The sequence below is a fragment of the Sphingorhabdus sp. genome (genome assembly GCF_044354325.1).
In the GTDB taxonomy this organism is placed as follows: Bacteria; Pseudomonadota; Alphaproteobacteria; order Sphingomonadales; family Sphingomonadaceae; genus Sphingorhabdus_B.
The window spans coordinates 1-16,286 of the sequence record NZ_JBILAF010000038.1; the positions used below are offsets into that span (position 1 = coordinate 1).

A 16,286-nucleotide genomic window follows, 5' to 3' on the forward strand; every position below is an offset into this window, starting at 1 on the left:
GTTATGCCCAGAAACATCCGGGGGGCCTGTGGGGACAAATTGCCAAGGGAAATGTGCCGGAATGGCTTGAGCCGCTGCCCGAAAAAGGCAAGGGGATCGTGGTCTGGCGCGTGCGTTAAAGGTGCATGAAGTCCCGGTCGAAGCTTTTCAGATGCGCTCCGCCATCAACGAAGATGATTTGCCCGGTGACGTCTTGCGCTTTCGCCAAATAGATCACGGCATCGGCAACAGCGGATGGCGATGGAAGCGCACCCAATGGCATCATACCCGCCAATCGCACCTCTTGTTCTTCGCTATAGTCATCGGTTGATATGACGAGCCCGGGTGCGACGCCATTATAGCGTGCGCGTCCTGCAAATGACGTAGCCATCGACCGAACCGACGCCGCGAGCGCTTGCTTGGAGAGCGTGTAGCTAATCTGGTCACGGGGCGGATTGACGATGCGCTGGTCGAGGATGTTGACAATTGCTGGCCGCACGTCAGCGCCCGCCGCATCGACAACGGCTTTGGCAAGCAAGAGTGGAGCAAACAGGTTCAGCCGAAAATGCGCCTCCAGCGTATCGAACGACATCGACTCCCAATCATCCTGCCCAAACATCGCGGCGTTATTCACCAGCAGCTGAGGTACACGGTCAAAATGCGTTGTTATGCTTTCCACGAGATGCACTGGGTTGCCGGTGCTCAGATCAAAGGTAAACCGATGCCATTCGCTCTCGTTTTCGTGCAGCGTCTCCAGAAGCTTCTCTTCGGGCTGTGAATCGAGATGGCTAACCAGTGCCAACGCGTAACCCGCATCCGCAAGTTTAGATGCGATTTCGGCACCCAGCCGACGCTTGCCGCCCGTCACAATTGCAAGCGGCGCCGTTGTCACTTGCGGCTCCGCGACATTGTAATGCCAATCGATTCATTATCTTCGGCAATGGCGAGTTTTACGATTTTGACGACGAGGTGGCTGATACGTGGGTCGTCCGCAAACAAATTATCCATGATATGATCGGCGACGGCTTCGATCAGCGTGAAGTGCACATCTGCAGGTAAAAGCGTCGCGGCCTCTTTCAGCGTCATATAATTTTTCGAGGCCGACAACGGCGTGTCTGGCGCATAATGCGGAGCAATATCCAACGTTGCGCTAATCGAAATACGCAGCGGTTGGGGCAGGTGCGTTTCCTGGCTGTAAATGCCCGTCAGCACATTGACGACAAGGTCATGTACTTCGAGAATGAGGCTATCGGTCATATCACTCCTTAACGTGACCAGCGGGCGAAAATGGCCGTAGGCAAAAGCATGCCCCGGCCCTGTTCACGCAACGCGAGTTCACCAAATTCAACCTTGCCGCCAAGGTCGGCAAAATGGGATTCCAACAACCCACCTAACGCCAGCGCAGACATGCGCACCGCGTAGACGGTCAGAAATAGAAACTTTGATTCCGCATCAAGCAACTTGCGGCAATTGGCGATCAGTTCGGGCAGGTCTTCCTCAAGCCGCCACACTTCGCCGTCGGGACCGCGACCATATTTGGGTGGGTCCAGCAATATGCCGTCATAGCGTTTTTCCCGGCGCACTTCACGCGCAACGAATTTGGCGGCGTCGTCGACGATCCAGCGAATGGGACGGTCGGCCATGCCCGACATTTCGGCATTGGATCGTGCCTGCGCAACCGATTTCTTGGAGGCGTCAACATGCACCATCTGCGCGCCCGCTGCTGACAGTGCGAGGGTGCCAACGCCGGTATAGCCAAACAGGTTCATCGCGACGGGGTCGGTTACGCCTGCCAATTGTCCGCGCATCCACCGCCACACAGGGTCCATATCCGGGAAAAAGCCGAGGTGGCGGAATGGCGTGCAGGATGCGGTAAAGCGCACCTCATCATTCCATGCGAGCGGCCAACCATCCATGGGAACGGGTTTATTGTTGTACCAACGGCCGCCGCCATCATCGTCGGATCCGGGAACGAATTCGGCATCTGCGGGCCATTCGTCGAGCGCAGGCGCCCACATCGCTTGCGGTTCCGGCCGGATGAAGCGGCGGTCACCATAGGATTCATATTTGCGCCCATTGCCCGAATCGATGAGCGTGTAATCGCTGCGCGGCTCGCTGATCAGGGTGACGAAATTCTGTTCCATATTTTAGCGAACGGCGCGCGCAAGCACATAGTCACGCACGGCGTCATATGTGCCGGGCAAGACATCAAAGCGCTCTTCGCGGTCGAACAGATGCGAGACACGCGCAGGCAAAGCAGGGCGAACGCCGGTTGCGTTTTCTACTGCGTCCGGGAACTTGGCGGGATGCGCGGTTGCCAATGTGACGATAGGCGTTTCCGGTTTGATGCCCGACGCCCGCGCTGCGTGCAGTGCGATGGCGGTATGGGGGTCGATAATCTGGTCCGCCGCGCCATAGGCCCAGCGCATGGCGGCGGCCATCTGGTCCGCATCGGCGCGCGCGCTCGACAACAAAGCAGATTTCTTCCGCATGTCGGGCGACAGAACCATTTTGCCCATTTGTTCGAACCATTTCATCCGCGCTGCGGTTGTCGATCCATCGCGACCTTCAAGGTCGAACAGCAGCCGTTCAAAATTGCTCGACACCTGAATATCCATCGATGGCGCTGCGGTCGGCGTTACGCCCAACACCGAATAGTCACCCTTTGACAGGGCGCGATGCAAAATGTCGTTGATGTTGGTGGCAACAATCAGCTGTTCAATCGGCAAGCCCATTTGCGCGGCAACATAGCCGGCAAACACATCGCCAAAGTTTCCGGTCGGGACGGAAAAAGCAATTTTACGCTCAGGTCCGCCCAATCGCAGCGCGGCGTAGAAATAATATACCACCTGCGCCATCAGACGGGCCCAGTTGATCGAGTTTACGGCTGATAAAGTCAGTGGGCCATTGACGTCCTTGTCACTGAACATCCGCTTTACCATTGCCTGCGCGTCGTCGAAGCTGCCCTCAATCGCGATGTTGTGGACATTGGGCGCAAGGATGGTTGTCATCTGCCGTCGCTGCACGTCAGAGACGCGGTTATGCGGGTGCAGCATGAAGATTTCGATTTGCGCGCGTCCGGCAACGGCATCGATTGCCGCTGATCCTGTGTCGCCGGATGTCGCGCCGACAATGGTCAGTTTTTTATCCGTGCCCGACAAGAAGCGTTCAAACAATTGCCCAAGCAACTGAAGCGCAACGTCCTTAAATGCCAAGGTTGGCCCGTGAAACAGCTCAAGCAGCCAATGCTGCCCATCAAGTTGCACCAGCGGCGTGATCGCCGAATGGGCAAAGGAACCATAAGCTGTTGCACACAGGCCTTTGAGCTCAGATTCGCTCAACACACCCGCAGTAAATGGCGCCATAACGCGCGCAGCCAACTCGACATAAGACAGGCCGCGCATCGCTTTTATATCTTCTGTCGAAAATTGCGGCCAATGGCGCGGGACATATAGTCCGCCATCTCGGGCCAGACCCGTTAGGGTGACGCCTGCAAAATCGAGCGCGTCCGCATTGCCGCGGGTGCTGATATAATCTGTTCCGTTAATCGTCATAGCGCGCACGCGGTTACCCGCGACGCCGCATTTAGGCAAGATTATTGCAAATCAGCCCGGACAAATTCGGCACATCTTTCACCGATCATGATGCTTGGCGCATTTGTGTTACCGGAAACGAGGCGCGGCATGATGCTGGCATCCGCGACATACAGCCCTTCGATGCCACGATATTTCAAGCGCGAGTCGACAACATCGTCCGCATTGGGCCCCATCCGGCACGTGCCGACGGGATGGTATACGGTATCCGCGCGACTGCGGATCAGATCATCCAAGGCGGCATCGTCATTCAGATCGACAGGATGGCGATTCTTTCCGCCATAAACGGCAAGCGCAGGTGCTTCGAAAATCCGGTGCATGGCGCGCACGCCACTGCGCAATGTGGCCATGTCGCGGTCATCGCTCAAAAATGCCGGGTCAATCAGCGGGGCCGCACTTGCATCGGTTGATGCGAGGCGCACCGTGCCGCGGCTTTCGGGCCGCAAGACGCAGGCATGGCAACTGAACCCATGGCCTTTCACTTTAGAACGGCCGTGATCTTCCAACATGGCGGGGACGAAATGATATTGAATGTCGGGTGCCGGCAAGCTTGCGTCCGAACGCCAAAATCCGCCCGCTTCGGCAAAGCAGGTGGTCATCACGCCAGTGCGCTTGCGGCGATGTTCGATAATCGCCTTTACCATCTTTACGGTGCCGGCCAGCGAATCCCCGAAAAAGTCGTCCTTTGACTGCGTTTCAAAGCTGGAAACATAATCGATATGATCTTGCAGGTCGGCGCCGACAGCGTGCTTATCATGGACGACATCCACACCGACGCTGCGCAGATGGTCGGCGGGACCAATGCCCGACAGCATCAAAATTTGCGGCGATCCAAACGCGCCTGCGGACAAAATAACAGCGCCGCGTGCCTTGATCGTGCGTTTTTTGCTTCGGCCTTGGCGAATGACAACGCCTGTGGCGCGTCCGTTTTCGACGATGATCTTTTCGGTCAGTGCGCCGGTAATGACTTCCATCCGGTCCCGTGCCGGTTCGACATAGGCGCGCGCGGCGGTCCAGCGTTCACCACCCTTTTGCGTGACCTGATACAGGCCAAAGCCGTCCTGCGTCGCGCCGTTGAAGTCATTATTGACCGGCAACTGCAACTCGGCAGCCGCTTCGATGAAGGCAAGGCTTCCGGCTTGCGGCCAGCGTTGGTCAGAAACAGACAGCGGCCCGCCTGATCCGTGAAAGGCATCAGAACCGCGTTCATTGTCTTCGCAGCGTTTGAAATAGGGCAATACCTCGTCATAGGACCAGCCATCGCAACCCAGTGCGGCCCAATTGTCATAATCGTATTTGTGGCCACGGATGTACACCATCGCGTTAATCGCGCTAGACCCGCCAAGGCCCTTGCCGCGGGGTTGATATCCGGTGCGGCCATTCAGGCCCTTTTGCGGAACGGTTTCATATTTATAGTTAGACCCGTTGCGAATGAACGGCATGAAACCGGGCGTTTTGATCAACATATTGTTGTTGGTGCCGCCGGCCTCGATCAGGCAGACCTTATATTTGCCACCTTCCGAAAGTCGGCCAGCTGCAGCGCTGCCCGCTGACCCGCCACCAATCACGATGATATCAAATTCGTCCATGTTGCCTGCTCCTCTAACGCCAAGGTTTAAGCGGACGATTAAATACTGGCAAGAGTGTAAATAGCGCTATTCGGCCTTTGCCTCTTGCGCTTCAAGCCAGCGTGCACGGATGGTGCCCGATGTTTCGCGGCTGCCATCGTGGCTCCATCCCGGTTCGCGTACAAGGTACGACAATTTGTGACGCCATGGCGCCGACCAAAGGTCTTGGAATATCCCGACCCATTCGTGAAACACGCTCCACAACAGGTTGAATGTCCCGAGTTGCCGGACAATCCCGTAGCGAATTTTCTCGCTGTCTACTTCTTCGGTAAAGGTCCCGAACATGCGATCCCAGATGATGAAAACGCCCGCATAATTGCGGTCAAGATAGCGGGGGTTGGTCGCATGGTGGACGCGATGATGGCTTGGGGTATTCATCACATATTCGAACCAGCGCGGGAATTTGTTGATGGCTTCGGTATGGATCCAGAATTGATAAATGAGGTTAAACGCACCCACGAAAAGCAGTAGGGCCGGGTGAAACCCGATGAGCGCCAACGGGATGCGGAAGATAAAGCCAAGGGCAATGAACCCGGTCCATGTCTGACGCAGCGCCGTGGAGAGATTATAATGCTGGCTTGAGTGGTGGTTTACATGGCTGGCCCAAAACCAGCGGACGCGGTGTCCGGTGCGATGCGCCCAATAATAAGCCAGATCGTCCAAAACAAAGCATAAGGGCCACGCCCACCACACCCAGCCAATGTCGAACAACCGGTTCTCGTACATCCACATCGCCAGACTGAACACCAACGCGCCGGTGAGCGCGCCTGCAACGGTGCTGCCGGTGCCGAGCGCGAGTGACGTCAAGGTGTCGCGCGGTTCATATTTCTCTGGCGCACGGCTGCGTGCCCACAGCATTTCTGCGATGATCAGGATGATGAACGCCGGAATGGCATAATCTACTGGGCTGAAAAGTTCAGGCATGCGTATTTCCCGTTCTATGCGGACCGTTGTTCAAATGCCGAAGGCCAGATGCCCATGACGGTGCGTGTTCACCCAAATTGAGCGTAATGGTTCCAAATGTCTTCTCGCCTGTTCCGATGGTGAGAAAATTCTGGTCCAAACGGGATTCGCTGTGCCTGTCGAGCAAACGTCCTGCCCATTGCACACCGTGCCGACGGATGAGCAGGTGCCGGCCCTGATCGTCACGCAGCAATGCCGCTATACCCGCTTTGTCGATTGCGATGTCTACCGGATTGAACCCACAGAGCGTCTCTTCGGCAAGGTCACGTGCTTGCGCTTCGCTGTGGATGCGGACGTCGCCGCCCAAGCGCCAAAACCGTGCGAGCCATGCAATAAACAAAATCGATGCAATCGACCCTGCCAGTTGCAGCAATTCTGCCATCAAGAAGCCCGTCCGCGCAACATGTCCATCATCGCCGCAACGGGCGACAGGTCATAGCCTGCGTCAGCGGCCTGTTCCGAAAGGACCGCGGGATGGTCGCCCTTTGCCGCGCGGGCCAATGCCCATAACAAAGTCGATCGGGTCCCCGACCGGCAATAGGCCAATATCTTGCCGTCTGCATTTTCAATGGCATCGGCCATGGCCGTGACCTGCCATTCGGCAAAGCCCGCATGTGTCACAGGAATGGCGACATAAGCGATGCCGGCAGCTTGCGCCGCGGCGGCGATTTCAGCGCCTGATGTTTGGTCGGCGGATTCATCTTCGGGACGGTTGTTGATGATCAACGAAATACCCGCGGCTTTCGCCTCCGCCACGTCGGAAAGGCTGATTTGCGGCGCGGCGAAAAACGTGTCTGTCAACTTACGGAACATCAGCAAATCCTATCATTTGCCGCACAAAGCGGTCATCTGCCCTTCGCCTTATTTTAATCTGCAATCGATAACAAGAATGGACCGTGCATTGGCCCGAAACGCCCCGCTAAAACTGCGCGATGACCGATAGGAAATCTTCGCCATAGGCTTCCAACTTACGTGCGCCGACACCGCTAATCCGGCCTAAGGCGTGGATGTTGGTTGGCTTGGTCAAAGCCATCTCACGCAAAGTTGCGTCATGAAAAATGACATAAGGCGGCACGCCCACATCTTCGGCCAGCGCGCGGCGCTTGGCACGTAGCGCCTCAAACAACGGGTTGCCAATGGGATTGTCCGGTCGACCAGCGCGGCGCTTGTTGTCCGGCTTTACGATCGCAATCTGGATATTTTGATCGCCGCGCATGATGGCGCGGGCATCGCCCGCCAATTTCAGGCCGCCATGTTCATTGGCCACCATTGCCCCGCGGGCCTGCAAGGCACGAGACAAGGGCTTCAGCATCGCTGCCTCTGCCTTGCTGACAATTCCGAACACCGAAAGCTGGTCATGCCCCAATTGGGTGATGCGGTCATCTTTGCTGCCCGTCAGGACCTTTTCCAAATGGCCCATGCCGAACATCTGCCCGGTGCGATAGGCGGCGGACAAGAGCTTGCGCGACAGTTCGGTGGCGTCATGAACGTCGGGGGCATTCAGGCAATTGTCGCAATTGCCGCATGATTCAGGTGGGCTTTCCCCAAAGTGACGCAGCAGCACTGCACGCCTGCATCCCGCCGTTTCGACCAGATATGACAACGCGGCAACACGCGCCAATTCCGCCTCACGCCGTTCGGGGGCAAGCTCGCTCAGGCGCATGCGGGCGCGGGTGAAGTCGCCGGCAGACCACAGCATATGCGCCACGGCCGGGTCACCATCGCGTCCGGCGCGGCCGCTTTCCTGATAATAGGATTCGATCGATTTCGGCAGACCAGCATGCACGACAAAGCGCACATCGGGTTTGTCGATACCCATGCCAAACGCCACCGTCGCCACCATCACCATGTCTTCGGACGATACAAACTCTGCCTGCGCCCGCGCCCGTGTCTGCGGCTCCATACCGGCGTGATAGTAAAGCGCCTTGCGGCCGGTTTCTGCGATTTGGGCCGCAATCTTTTCAGTGCGGTCACGGGTCTGCGCATAAACGATGCCCGCGCCCGGCAGGCCTTTTACCAGCGCAGCGATGCCGCTGTTCGGCGCGGCTTCGGCGGCATAACGTATGTTGGGCCTGTCAAAACCTGCCACCATGACGCCATCGTGCGGAATGCCCAGTTGCTCGGCAATATCGTCACGCGTGTGGGTGTCTGCTGTTGCGGTGAGCGCGAGGCGCGGCACTTCGGCAAAGTCGTCGAGCAAGGGACGCAGCAGGCGATAGTCCGGGCGGAAATCATGCCCCCATTCGGAAACGCAATGCGCTTCATCAATGGCAAACAGCGCGATTTTGGTCTCACGCAACAGGGTGCGAAATTCTTGCCCCGATGCCCGTTCCGGCGCGACATATAACAGGTCTAGGTCGCCAGCACGAAACCGGCTGATCGTTTCTGCGCGGTTGTCGTCGGCCGATGTCAACGTCGCCGCGCGAATGCCAACGGCGTCGGCCGCGCGCATTTGGTCATGCATCAGCGCGATGAGCGGCGAAATGACAATGCACGTGCCGTCCATGATGACCGCGGGCAATTGGTAACATAATGACTTGCCTGCACCCGTTGGCATGATGGCCAAAGTGCGTTGACCCGCAAGCACCCGTGACACGACCTGTTCCTGCTGCCCGCGAAATTCGGGAAAACCGAAAATGCGGTGCAACACATCAGATGGGGTGGGGGACGAAGCGACGGATGCCATGCCATGCCCTAGCGTGACTGAAGTGTCAGTGACAGAGTGCAGTTGTGTTCAAACCAAGTCGCTTGTGGATAGCGCGCGATTATGCCGGTGGGATGGCTTCTTCTTCGGCTTCGCTTTGCTGCCGTGCCCACATTTCGGCATAAAGGCCGGCTTTGCGTAGCAGTTCGTTATGCGTCCCTTGTTCGGCAACACGTCCGGCATCCAAAACCATGATCTGGTCAGCATCGACGATGGTCGACAGCCGGTGGGCGATGATGATGGTCGTGCGCCGTTCCGAAATGCGTTCAAGCGTCGCCTGAATTTCGGACTCGGTGCGGCTATCGAGCGCGCTGGTCGCTTCATCAAGGATCAGGATCGGCGGGTTTTTCAGCAACGTCCGCGCGATGGCCACGCGCTGCTTTTCGCCGCCGGACAGTTTCAACCCGCGTTCGCCAACCTTGGCGGCATATTGCTCCGGCAATGACCCGATAAAGCCATGAATCGATGCGCCGCGTGCGGCCTCTTCGATTTCGATCTGGCTCGATCCCTCACGGCCATAGCCGATATTATAGCCGATGCTGTCGTTGAACAGCACGGTGTCCTGCGGCACAATGCCGATGACGCTGCGCAAGCTTGATTGCGTCACATCGCGCAGATCCTGCCCGTCGATGGTAATGCGGCCGCCGGTGATGTCGTAAAATCGGTATAACAGCCGTGCAATGGTCGACTTGCCGGCGCCCGACGGCCCCACCACCGCAAGCGTATGCCCCGGTTCAATTTTGAAGCTGACGCCATTGAGGATTTGCCGGTCGGGGTCATAGCCAAAGCGCACATCTTCAAACGCCACCGCGCCGCCCGACACGGCCAAGGCAGGCGCACCGGGCTTATCCATGATTTCGGCGGGCGTATCGATCAAGTCGAACATCGCGGCCATATCCGTGAGGCCTTGGCGAATGGTGCGATACACCATCCCGAGCATATCCAGCGGCCGGAACAGCTGCGCCAACAAAGTGTTGACGGTGACAACGTCGCCGGTTGTAAACTGCCCGCGCGACCAGCCCCAAACGACATAACCCATGGCACCCGCCATCATCACATTGGTGATCAGCGACTGCCCGATGTTCAGCGCGGCAAGCGAGTTTTCCGATTTGACGGCGGCATTTGCATAATGATGCACGACTTCGGCATAGCGGCGCGTTTCGCGCTTTTCGGCGTTGAAATATTTGACCGTTTCATAATTGAGCAGACTGTCGACCGACTTTGCGACGGTCTGCGTATCCAGCTCGTTCATTTCCTCGCGCAATTTGTTGCGCCAGTTGGTGATGACGGTGGTGTAGGCAATGTAGCTGACCACCATGATCAGCGTCGCCGCAACCATGCCCCAGCCAAATTCAATCTTGAAATATGCGGAGACCAGAACGAGCTCAAGCAAAGTAGGCGCGATGTTGAATAGCAGGAAATAGAGCATGATATCGATGCTCTTCGTCCCGCGTTCGATAACCTTGGTCACCGCACCTGTTCGGCGGTTCATATGAAAGCGCATCGATAGGTTATGCAAATGGCTGAACACATTTTCGGCCAAGCGGCGGGTGGCCTCTTGCCCGACGCGCTCAAAGACAACGTTGCGCAGATTGTCGAACAAGACGCCGCCAAAACGCGCACCCGCATAAGCGGCCACGAGCGCAATCGCGATTGCCACGCTGTCTTCCATGCCGGGAACCATGCGGTCGATCGCCTGGCCATAGACCCACGCCATGCTCAACTGAATAAGCTTGGACACCACCACCAGCAGCAATGCAAACACGATGCGTGCGCGCAGGCCAGCCTCACCCTTTGGCCATAAATATGGTAAGAACCGCCGCATCACGGCGAAATCGGGCTTGGCGTCTGAACTGGGGGCTAATGGTGGCACAAGGGCCGTATAATTAGATTAAGCGAAAGCGCAAACGCCCATCATGCGCGACCCGACAGCAGCAACCATGTCGCGACCGCGTTAATGCCCGTATATACCCCATATGTCAGCGCGACCGCCCACGACCCGTCATTGGCAAACCACAGCGCGCCCATCAGCAACGCCAGTTCGATGGCGTAGCTGCCATAGGGACTGAAATGCGGGCTGAAATAAAGCTTGGTTTCTTCAACGAAGGGATGTCCGGATTCTGAAACTGCTTTGTGCATGGCAAAATTGCCAATGCCCATAAAGAAGCAGACAATCAGCAGCATAAATTTGCTTTATGTTCCTTCGCGGATGGCGCGGGCTTCATTGCGTTCCGATTGCCGCTCAAGCGCGACCTTGATCATCGCGATGATGGGGTCCGCCAGTGCAAGCCCCAATATGCCAAACAAAGCGCCGAAAAGGATCTGCGCGCCAAGCACAAGCGCTGGCGCCAGATCGACCGCGCGTTTGGCGACCATTGGGACGATCAGATAGCCGTCGACCATCTGGACGACGAAATATACGAAGATGGCATAGAGGCCGACATCAACACCCGCCGAAAATCCGACGAGGATGATGAGTGCGCCCGATACGATAGCGCCGATGTTGGGCAAAAACGCCAACAGCCCCGTGAGCACACCCAAAAGCGCCGCCATGGGTACGCCGCCAAGGCTGAGCAATATCCATGTGCCAAAACCTTCCACCGCCATGCCGAGCAACCGGCCGGCCATTAGGCGACGTAATACGCTGCCCATTTTGGCGGCGGTGACATAGAAATGCTCGCGCTCCGCCAGCGGTAACATCCACGCGACGCCGCGCTCATACATACGCGGTTCGGCGGCGATGAATATGGCGAGGACAAGCATCATCGCCATGTTGGTCACGGTGCCGACCACCGAAGAAACGGCGGCGGTTACGCGGCCGACGGAGTTCAAAATCTGCGTGCCGAAGCCTTTTACATCTTCTGCCGATATGTTGAATCCGGCCGCAGCGATTCGGTTGCCGATGGTTTCAATCTGAGTTTCGACAATAGCCTGAAGGCTGGCGGCCTGCGCGGCAAGCTCGGAGCCGGTAAATACAAATGTCCAATACATGAAACCGAATACGGCAAGGACAACTATGGTCAGGCGGATACCGCGCGGGATGGGCAGCACCCGGCCAAGCAAACGCGCACCGCCATCAAACATCGCCGCAAGGACAAGACCGCCCATGATGAGCAATAGTGGCTGCGCCAACCAGACAAGCCCAACAACAAAGGCGGTCATGCCAATCCAGACCGCCGCCCGTTTGATCTCGGTGCGGATTATGGGGTCGTAAAGTTCGGTCGGGCCAACCTCTTCGCGAAATGTGTCTTCCTGCACCGCAGGCTTTCGGCGGGTGCGCCGCGCCTTGGCGGGTTTTGTGGCAGGGGTTTCTTTCGCGACATCATTCACTTGAACGGACCTTTTTTGGACGCAGGCTGGTGCCCGCGCGGTCACCGCGCAGCGATGAAATCCACGTTGCCGGGTTCAGGCCAGTGCTGCCATCGACAGAGAAGGTAATGATTTCCGCGCGGCCGCCAATGCGATCCCATGATACAGGGCCGCCAAGGCCACCCAGCGCCTCTGGCACGCGGCTGTCCGAGCTATTGTCGCGGTTGTCGCCCATCAAGAACACATGGCCCGCAGGTATTTTTACAGGCTCCATATCATCGGTCTCGCGTCGGCGGGCATCGATGGTGTCATATTGCACGCCATTGGGCAGCGTTTCGCGAATGACGGGCAAATGGCATGTCATGACGCCATCATCGCCGCGCGTCAGCGCGCCCGGGAAATCATAATCATTGCATGGATTGTTGGCATCGACAGGCAAAACCAGATTGGGCTGGGTGTCCTGCCTAACGGGCTTGCCGTTCAGGAAAATCTGACCTTCGCGCAAGGCAATCGTGTCACCGGGCAGGCCAATGACGCGTTTGATCCAGTCCTGATATTTGCCCTTCGGCGTCAAAATGACAATATCGCCACGGGCCGGCATTTTGCCCCAGACCCGCTTCTGGCTTTCCGGAAGCGGGACGGCCAGCGCCTCCACTTCCTCGCGCAGCACCAGCCAGTGGAATATCGCGACCGGATTGGGAATGGTGGGCGACACATGGCTCCAGCCATAAGGATATTTGCTCACGAACAACCGGTCACCCACCAGCAATGTCGGCATCATCGATATTGACGGGATATAAAACGGCTTCGCAATGAAACTGTGAAACGCAAGAACGGCCATCAACAGCCAGAACATCCCTTTGATTTCCGCCCAAGCAGCAGAGGCCAAGCCGCGTTTTTCAGGGGCTGGAGTGGAGGGGACATTGGGGTCGATATTGTCGGTGGTCAAACTGGTCATGCCTTTTGCGATGGTAACGCTTCGATAATGACAAATGCCTGCGCCCATGGGTGGTCATCAGTCAGTGTCAGATGAATATGGGCTTCATAGCCCGAAGGAATCATTGCGTCGAGCCGCGCTTTTGCGCCGCCCGTCAGCGCCAGCGTTGGCGCGCCTGACGGTGCGTTGGCGACGCCGATGTCTTTCATGAACACACCATGCTTGAATCCGGTTCCAACAGCTTTGGAAAAAGCCTCTTTGGCTGCAAAGCGTTTGGCATATGTGCCCGCCCGCGTGAATGGTCGCTTGCCAGCTTTGGCGCGTTCGATGTCGGTAAAAACGCGCTTTTCAAACCGTTCGCCAAAGCGCTCAAGCGAATGCGCGATGCGCTCAATATTGCATAAGTCGGAACCAAGCCCGATGATCACCGCGCGAGGTCCATTAACGTCCGCATCTTCCGGACGCTTTCCTCTAAGCCAATGAAGATCGCCTCACCAATCAGATAGTGCCCGATGTTCAGCTCTGCAAATTGGGGAATGGCGGCGATGGGTTGGACATTTTCAAATGTCAGGCCGTGGCCAGCATGTGGTTCGATACCATTTTTAGCCGCAAGTGCGGCCGCGTCCGCAATGCGGCGAAGTTCTATTTCGCGTTCTTCGCCGTCTGCATGCGCATATTTGCCGGTGTGAAATTCAACGACGGGCGCTTTCAGGCGGATCGCCGCTTCAATCTGGCGGGCGTCGGGTTCGATGAACAAGCTTACGCGAATGCCCGCGTCCGCCAGCCGCGTGACGATGGGCGCGAGATGATTGTGTTGCCCGGCGGCATCCAGCCCACCCTCGGTCGTGCGTTCCTCGCGCCGTTCGGGGACGATGCAGGCAGCATGCGGCTTATGCCGAAGCGCGATTTCCAGCATTTCGTCGGTTGCTGCCATTTCCAAGTTAATGGGCAAGCGGATTTCCCGCATAATCGCGTCGAGGTCAGCGTCGCGAATATGCCGGCGATCTTCGCGCAAATGGACGGTGATGCCATCGCCGCCCGCTGCCTCCACCATATGGGCGGCGCGCATCGGATCTGGATGCATTCCGCCACGCGCATTTCGGATCGTCGCAACATGGTCGATATTGACGCCAAGGCGCAGACGAGACGAATGCTCTATCTTCATAGCTTCCGGCTACCGGGCTTTACCGCCTCGGTCGCCGCCAATTCGGGCGGCAACTCATCTGGCGCATAGGTTGGAAAGTTCAGCTGAATAAGCGGGAAGAAGGGTACACCGAGGTCGACGGTGCCTGCCGAACGGTCCACCACTGCGCCAGCGGCGATGACATGACCGCCGGCGGCTTCGATCGCCGCAATAGCCTCACGCGATGAAAGGCCGGTCGTTACGACATCTTCCATCATCAGGATTTTGGTGCCGGGTGCGATCGCAAAGCCGCGGCGCAGACCAAAGATGCCATCGGGACGTTCCACGAACATCGCATCAACGCCCAGCGCGCGACCCATTTCATGGCCGATGATCAGGCCACCCATGGCCGGGGAAATGACGGCTTGGATCTCGTTTCGCAGATCGCGCGGCATTTTTTGTGTCAGTGCCAAGGCAATGCGCCCCGCACGCTCAGGGTTCATCAGCAGGCGTGCGCACTGAAGATAATAAGCGCTGTGGCGGCCGGACGACAGCAGGAAATGTCCTTCGAGCAGTGCGTCGACGCTACGGAATTCAGATAATATTTCATCTTCGGTCATGATGGGGAGATTTTTCCTGGCTGGCGAATGTTGTGTTTTGCATCTTCCGTTTAGCGGATTGCAACGCAAATAGGTAGAAGAGTGGAGCAATTAAATGCTAAAAATCATTAATCGACCGCTTGAGGGTTCAGATAAGCGCGCCTATAGGTCGCGCGAGTCCGACCTTCCAGCGGGGGGTCAGGCCTACGCAATATTTCTGCGTCGCACCAAGAATACGGGGCTAAATTGATGATTATGTTGAAGAAATTTCTGGTTGTAATGGCTGCCATGGCAATGCCGTCATTGGCATTGGCGCAACCTGCGAATCCCGCGCCTGCGCCAGTCACGAAAGAAGTGGCTGCACCGGTTGTAGCAACACCCGCCGCAGCAGCACCTGTTGCCGCTGAAGCAGAAGCAGCGCCAGCCGCCGCCGCTGCACCAAAATCGATGGATGGTTCGCTTCCTGGCTACACGCCGCTGCGTCCTGACTATGCCAACAGCGTCGGTATGCCGAAGCCGAAGGAAATCGATTTTCAGGAACAGTTCACCGAGAACGGCCAATATGCGAAATGGATTAACAACGCCATTTTGTTGCCGATTATCACGATCATTTCGCTCTTCGTTCTTGGCTTGCTGCTTTGGGTGATCGTGCGCTTCAATCGCCGCGCAAACCCCGTCCCTTCAAAGACGACGCACAATACCTTTATTGAGGTTGTTTGGACGCTGGTTCCAGTCCTCATCCTTCTCGGCATTGCTTACCCATCGCTCGACTTGCTTGCCAAGCAGTTCAAGCCAGCACCGGCAGACGCCGTGACCGTTAAGGCAACTGGCTATCAATGGTATTGGGGTTACACTTATCCTGACCATGGCGGCTTTGAAGTTGTGTCCAACATGCTCAAAGAGCAAGGCGACGCTGCCAAGGGTGAGCGCTTCCGTGCTGAAAATGACGGCCCCAAGTTGATGGCCGTAGACAATCGTATGGTTGTACCAGCGGGCGTTCCGATCCGCATTCAGACAACGGCCGCAGACGTAATCCACGCCTTTGCCGTACCATCGCTTTGGTTCAAGCTTGATGCCGTCCCCGGCCGTTTGAACGAAAAGTCGCTCACGATCACGAAACCAGGCGTCTATTTCGGACAATGTTCGGAGCTTTGCGGTGCACGGCATGCTTTCATGCCCATCGTTGTAGAAGCACTGCCGCCAGAAAAGTTTGCGGCATGGGTTAAGGCGCAAGGCGGCACGATGCCCGGCGCTGAAAAGCCTGCTCCAGCAGCGCCAGCAGTAGCTGCCCCTGCAGCACCTGCACCAACCACTGACCCAGTCGCTGCGCCTGCCGCAGCGCCAACCAAGTAAAAAGGCCAGACTGATGACCACGATTGCCGCAACAGGTACAGACCTCCACGCGCATGACCATCATGACGCGGATCACAAGCCAGGCTTCTTCGCGCGCT

General features: G+C 57.2%; 17 protein-coding genes. 1 reads left to right on the forward strand and 16 read right to left on the reverse strand.

Going from position 1 to position 16,286, the window contains the following annotated elements:
* Window positions 1–115 precede the first annotated feature (115 nt).
* The 16 genes from ACIQ0G_RS05245 to pyrE all read right to left on the reverse strand — a co-directional run bounded on the left by ACIQ0G_RS05245 (window position 116) and on the right by pyrE (window position 14,856).
* Window positions 116–871 (reverse strand): SDR family oxidoreductase, encoded by a 756-nt coding sequence (locus ACIQ0G_RS05245; protein WP_397576994.1) that lies wholly within the window; start codon window positions 869–871, stop codon window positions 116–118.
* Window positions 868–1,236 carry a dihydroneopterin aldolase gene (locus ACIQ0G_RS05250; RefSeq protein ID WP_395634443.1) on the reverse strand — a complete coding sequence of 123 codons (369 nt, stop codon included), beginning with the start codon at window positions 1,234–1,236 and terminating at the stop codon, window positions 868–870. Before ACIQ0G_RS05250 ends, ACIQ0G_RS05245 begins: the two co-directional genes overlap by 4 nt.
* 8 nt (window positions 1,237–1,244) lie before the next feature.
* Entirely contained in the window at window positions 1,245–2,123 is an 879-nt protein-coding gene (locus ACIQ0G_RS05255) for a class I SAM-dependent methyltransferase (protein WP_397576995.1), read from the reverse strand.
* 3 nt (window positions 2,124–2,126) lie between these two features.
* Window positions 2,127–3,533, reverse strand: a complete 1,407-nt coding sequence (gene thrC, locus ACIQ0G_RS05260; protein ID WP_397576996.1) for a threonine synthase — start codon at window positions 3,531–3,533, stop codon at window positions 2,127–2,129.
* Between the two features lie 41 nt (window positions 3,534–3,574).
* Window positions 3,575–5,161 carry a GMC family oxidoreductase gene (locus tag ACIQ0G_RS05265; RefSeq protein ID WP_397576997.1) on the reverse strand — a complete coding sequence of 529 codons (1,587 nt, stop codon included), beginning with the start codon at window positions 5,159–5,161 and terminating at the stop codon, window positions 3,575–3,577.
* Window positions 5,162–5,227: 66 nt separating this feature from the next.
* Window positions 5,228–6,124: a sterol desaturase family protein gene (locus ACIQ0G_RS05270; protein ID WP_397576998.1), complete on the reverse strand. Its 897-nt coding sequence runs from the start codon at window positions 6,122–6,124 to the stop codon at window positions 5,228–5,230.
* Window positions 6,117–6,545 (reverse strand): hypothetical protein, encoded by a 429-nt coding sequence (locus tag ACIQ0G_RS05275; RefSeq protein ID WP_397576999.1) that lies wholly within the window; start codon window positions 6,543–6,545, stop codon window positions 6,117–6,119. Before ACIQ0G_RS05275 ends, ACIQ0G_RS05270 begins: the two co-directional genes overlap by 8 nt.
* Window positions 6,545–6,976 carry a TIGR01244 family sulfur transferase gene (locus tag ACIQ0G_RS05280; RefSeq protein WP_395628385.1) on the reverse strand — a complete coding sequence of 144 codons (432 nt, stop codon included), beginning with the start codon at window positions 6,974–6,976 and terminating at the stop codon, window positions 6,545–6,547. Before ACIQ0G_RS05280 ends, ACIQ0G_RS05275 begins: the two co-directional genes overlap by 1 nt.
* A 106-nt stretch (window positions 6,977–7,082) precedes the next feature.
* Window positions 7,083–8,849 carry a DNA helicase RecQ gene (recQ, locus tag ACIQ0G_RS05285; protein WP_397577000.1) on the reverse strand — a complete coding sequence of 589 codons (1,767 nt, stop codon included), beginning with the start codon at window positions 8,847–8,849 and terminating at the stop codon, window positions 7,083–7,085.
* Window positions 8,850–8,928: 79 nt separating this feature from the next.
* Window positions 8,929–10,740: an ABCB family ABC transporter ATP-binding protein/permease gene (locus ACIQ0G_RS05290; RefSeq protein WP_397577001.1), complete on the reverse strand. Its 1,812-nt coding sequence runs from the start codon at window positions 10,738–10,740 to the stop codon at window positions 8,929–8,931.
* A gap of 41 nt (window positions 10,741–10,781) precedes the next feature.
* Window positions 10,782–11,051 carry a hypothetical protein gene (locus ACIQ0G_RS05295; RefSeq protein ID WP_397577002.1) on the reverse strand — a complete coding sequence of 90 codons (270 nt, stop codon included), beginning with the start codon at window positions 11,049–11,051 and terminating at the stop codon, window positions 10,782–10,784.
* 9 nt (window positions 11,052–11,060) lie between these two features.
* Window positions 11,061–12,125, reverse strand: a complete 1,065-nt coding sequence (locus ACIQ0G_RS05300; RefSeq protein WP_397577008.1) for an AI-2E family transporter — start codon at window positions 12,123–12,125, stop codon at window positions 11,061–11,063.
* A 64-nt stretch (window positions 12,126–12,189) separates the two neighbouring features.
* On the reverse strand, window positions 12,190–13,134 hold the full coding sequence (gene lepB / locus ACIQ0G_RS05305) for a signal peptidase I (protein ID WP_397577003.1): 945 nt from the start codon (window positions 13,132–13,134) through the stop codon (window positions 12,190–12,192).
* Window positions 13,131–13,541 (reverse strand): holo-ACP synthase, encoded by a 411-nt coding sequence (gene acpS, locus ACIQ0G_RS05310; RefSeq protein ID WP_397577004.1) that lies wholly within the window; start codon window positions 13,539–13,541, stop codon window positions 13,131–13,133. Before acpS ends, lepB begins: the two co-directional genes overlap by 4 nt.
* A complete protein-coding gene (locus tag ACIQ0G_RS05315) occupies window positions 13,538–14,278 on the reverse strand; it encodes a pyridoxine 5'-phosphate synthase (protein ID WP_397577005.1) in 741 nt (246 codons plus the stop codon). The genes acpS and ACIQ0G_RS05315 overlap by 4 nt, the downstream gene beginning before the upstream one ends.
* Window positions 14,275–14,856 (reverse strand): orotate phosphoribosyltransferase, encoded by a 582-nt coding sequence (gene pyrE, locus ACIQ0G_RS05320; RefSeq protein WP_397577006.1) that lies wholly within the window; start codon window positions 14,854–14,856, stop codon window positions 14,275–14,277. Before pyrE ends, ACIQ0G_RS05315 begins: the two co-directional genes overlap by 4 nt.
* Before the next feature lie 228 nt (window positions 14,857–15,084).
* Between pyrE and coxB the strand changes: the two genes are divergently transcribed.
* The gene (gene coxB / locus ACIQ0G_RS05325; protein WP_397577007.1) at window positions 15,085–16,188 is read left to right on the forward strand and encodes a cytochrome c oxidase subunit II; all 1,104 of its coding nucleotides are present in this window, start codon (window positions 15,085–15,087) and stop codon (window positions 16,186–16,188) included.
* Window positions 16,189–16,286 lie beyond the last annotated feature (98 nt).